The 4067-nt window shown below is 41.3% G+C and carries 3 protein-coding genes; all 3 read left to right on the forward strand.

The window, feature by feature from the left end; translation table 11 throughout:
* Nucleotides 1–82 precede the first annotated feature (82 nt).
* The 3 genes from ACSYTE_RS01930 to ade all read left to right on the forward strand — a co-directional run bounded on the left by ACSYTE_RS01930 (nt 83) and on the right by ade (nt 3803).
* Nucleotides 83–967 (forward strand): LysR family transcriptional regulator, encoded by an 885-nt coding sequence (locus tag ACSYTE_RS01930; RefSeq protein ID WP_491717037.1) that lies wholly within the window; start codon nt 83–85, stop codon nt 965–967.
* An 11-nt stretch (nt 968–978) separates the two neighbouring features.
* Entirely contained in the window at nt 979–1998 is a 1020-nt protein-coding gene (locus ACSYTE_RS01935) for an NAD(P)-dependent alcohol dehydrogenase (RefSeq protein ID WP_491717038.1), read from the forward strand.
* Nucleotides 1999–2114: 116 nt separating this feature from the next.
* Nucleotides 2115–3803 (forward strand): adenine deaminase, encoded by a 1689-nt coding sequence (gene ade, locus ACSYTE_RS01940; RefSeq protein ID WP_491717039.1) that lies wholly within the window; start codon nt 2115–2117, stop codon nt 3801–3803.
* The last annotated feature ends 264 nt before the right edge of the window (nt 3804–4067 follow it).

Genomic DNA, 4067 nt, shown 5'->3' on the forward strand with positions numbered 1-4067 from the left:
ACATTATTTAATAGTCAAAGATTAGATTTGTGATAAAATATTTTTATAAGGAGTCGTTGAACACTGGTGAAAGGGGTATTGAATGAATACACGCGATTTAGAATATTTTATTGCCTTGACAGAAATTAAAAATTTTTCTAAAGTAGCTCATGAATTTAAGGTTAGTCAACCGACGATTACATTTGCCTTGCAACGACTCGAACGTGAGATGGATAGTAAATTAATTATTAGATACCGCAGTCAAGAGCTGACGATCACTGATAGCGGAAACCAATTATTGCTCCATGCTAAATCGATCATTAAGAACGTTCAGTTAGCTAAGGCTGAAATTGCCAATTTTAAGCGTGCAAAGTTAATATTGGGGCTTCCACCGACAATCGAAAACCATTACTTTGCTAAGGTCGCAGCGCGCTTGAAGCAGCATCACTTATTAGATAAAATTGAGACCGTTGAATTGGGTTCTGCTGCTACTTTGAATGCGCTTAAAAGCGGTCAGATTGATTTAGCATTGCTGGGCTCGGTTAATCCGTTGGAAGAAGCGACGATTATTTCAGAGGAATTTGATCGGCGTCCGTTCGCAATTTATGTCTCGAAAGACAATCCTTTGGCACAACAGCAGGGGGTGTTCTTTCAGGATTTAAAACGCGAGGCCTTTATTCTTTTTAAAAGCGGTTTTATTCATAATAATGTTATTAACGCGATGGCAAAACGCAACCACTTTCGGCCACAAATTATTTTTCGTTCCAGTGGGATTCATAGTATCTTGAACATGATTCGGGAAAACGTCGGAATTGGGTGTTTCACCACCCTTGTTTCTGATCGGAATCCAGATGTGGTCAAGGTCGACCTATTGGATCAAGATGTGCCTAGTTTCGTTACCAGCATTGTCTATCGACGTTCCCATCTTTTTAATCAGCTGCAATCTGAAATTTTAAATCAGATTAGGGCTGCTTTGATTAATAAATAGGAGGTGAAAAAATGAAGGGAGTAGTATCTACTAAATCAGGGCGTTTAGCAGACCTAAAAATTGAATCGGTACATCGCCCCGAACCAGCTCCTGATCAGGTGTTGGTCAGGGTAAAAAATTCATCCATTAACTACCTAGATTATTTTCGTTACGCTAAGCCTGAACGAGCTAGTCGAAAGGCACTTAATTTTAGAATGTTCGACCGCTTCGTGAACCCCGCGATCAATAAGATCATGGGTTGCGATTTTGCTGGCATCGTTGAGGGAGTCGGCACCGACGTTCGTGATATCCAAGTTGGTGATAAGGTGTTCGGAATCACCGATGACTTTCAATACGGAGCGTGGGCTGATTATGTTTGTGCGAACGAAAATAACGTTGCTTTTACGCCCTCAAATTTAAACTTTAGGGATTGTGCAGCCTTACCAATGGCTGCTGGGACTGCTGTTACCGCTGTGAACGGGGCCAAAATTGATTTTAATAAACGGGTCTTGATTATTGGAATCAGTGGTGGGGTTGGACAATTCGCACTGCAATACGCCAGCTCACTGGGTGGCGAGGTCACTGGAGTTTGTGCCACCGAAAATTTAAACGTGGCTGCCAATTTTTATTTAGCAGATTTGATCGAGGCGAAACCGAACTGGCAAAAGCAATTGAAGGGTAAATTTGATAGCATCATTGTGGTCAATGGGCATCGTTCGCCTAGCTACATTCGGCGCTTCTTAAATCCGAATGGGTACTACGTTGAAATCCATCAAGGAAAGCGCGGGATTGAAACGAATCCGTTTGGCGACATGATGGAAGTCGGCTTTAGATGGTATCAAGGGCATTTTGAACACCTCTTTGTTAGACCCGATTGGCTTTGGAAAGTAGCCAATCTCGCTCAACGGGGCGTTTTGCATCCAGAAATCGATGCTACTTTTTCAGTGCGCTACATTAAAGATGCAATTAAGTATGCGATTAAAAATCCGATTGACGGTAAGATTTCGATCACAATGGATTTTGATGATCAAAAATATAATGAAGAACGCTAGCATCACTGGTTATCCAGTGGTGTTTTTGTTTGCCCTGCATCGAGTGTTGACAAAGAAATTTCGATGATTGATAATTGAAATAATTTTACATAATTTGATTGAAATGGGGAATCTAAATGCAAGTTGATTTACTAGTCAAGGGAAACAATGTTTTAAATGTTTACGCACGCCGATTTGAGGCGAATCAACTTTGGATCGATGGGGGCAAGATCATTGCGACTGGAGACCAGCCATTCACTGCCGAACAAACCTACGATGCTCATGATCAATACATTGTTCCAGGTTTTATTGATAGTCATGTTCACGTTGAAAGTTCTTTATTAGTCCCTTCCGAACTAGCGAAGGTCATTTTGCCACTTGGGACGACGACTATTTTTACCGATCCACACGAAATTGCAAACGTTGCTGGTGTGCCAGGGGTTCAATATATGATTGATGATGCGCGACAAACCCCTTTGGATGTCGATGTAATGTTACCATCATCAGTTCCTGCGACGCCCTTTGAAAATAACGGAGCAACCTTGAGCGCTGATGACTTACGTCCGTTTTATCGTGAACCAGAGGTCAAGGGACTAGCCGAGGTGATGGATTATCCAGCCGTTTTAAAGCGCAGTCCTGGTATTATGGCTAAAATTAATGATGCTTTGAGCCTAGGCTACCAAGTTGATGGGCACGGGGCTGGTTTTAACCGTCAAATGTTAGATACATACCGTCAGGTCGGAATCAATACTGATCATGAAAGCGTGAACCAATCACAAATTGCAGCGCGTCTGGCGGAGGGCTTTAATATTTTCTTGCGTGAAGGGACCGTCGAACGTGATTTACAAAATACGATCCAAGTCGTTAATGAAGGCAATGCCCAACAATTTTCGTTTTGTACCGATGATAAGTTCGTCAACACCATCTTAGCTGAGGGGGGCATCAATTACTGCGTCCGCCTTGCGATTGAGTTTGGTATTCGGCCCGAAACTGCTTATACGATGGCTAGTTATAACGCGGCGTTAGCGCATCGGGTGCAGAATTTAGGGATGTTAGCCCCGAATGCCGCTGCTGATTTATTAATCGTTTCTGATCCGTATCAAGTTGATGTTCAACGGGTAATGAAGGCGGGACATTGGATTGAAGCACAAGATTTAGATACTAAACCACTTGCCTTTGCGGCAGATTCGGTTCATCACCACGTTACGAAAGCAGATCTGAAATTACCGTTAGTTGGTGAGCATCCAGAATGTAATGTGATTGGGATTCAAAATAATCACATTGAAACTGATCACCTAGTTTTACCCGTTCCAGTTCATGATGGGCAATTTAGTGCGGATCTAAAAAATGATATTTTGAAAATGGTCGTGGTGGAACGCCACCATGACTTAGGAACGGTAGGGGTTGGATTAGTTCACGGCTTTAACCTTAAATCGGGTGCGGTGGCGACTACGATTGCCCATGATTCACATAATTTAGTCGTTGTCGGAACGAATGATGATGCAATTTTTAGAGCACTGCAGGCTGTCACCAAAGTGGGTGGCGGCATTAGCGTGGTCGACGATGAAAAAGAATTGGCAACAATGCCACTGGCAGTCGGAGGGTTAATGTCTAACAAAGATTGGCAATCAGCCAGTGAGGATTTGACCAAGATTACCAATGCCTACCAGCAAATTAGTGGTGCAATCGACTTTAATCCATTCATTACCCTCTCGTTTTTGACACTGACCGTCATCCCTACGATCAAGCTCACTGATCAAGGGCTCTATGACTTTGAAAAACAATCGTTTATTAATGTACAAAATAAATCAAAGCGCATAAAATAATTACTAAGGATTAGACTATCTACGATTAGTTTAATCTTTTTTATTTTCATTTATTAATTTGTAAATGCAAAAATAAATCAATAATCGTTAGACTGATATTTTGTACAAGACTAATCCTTTATTATTTCTTTAATATCAGCCTTTGATGGACTTTTTGTATAGTAAACTCCACGATAAAATGATAATATAATTACATAAACAAATGTCAATTATAGTTCGAATCGATCTAGTTAATCGGAAAAGAAAGAAAGGGGCCTAATAATT

The sequence above is a fragment of the Nicoliella sp. ESL1120 genome (genome assembly GCF_058508515.1).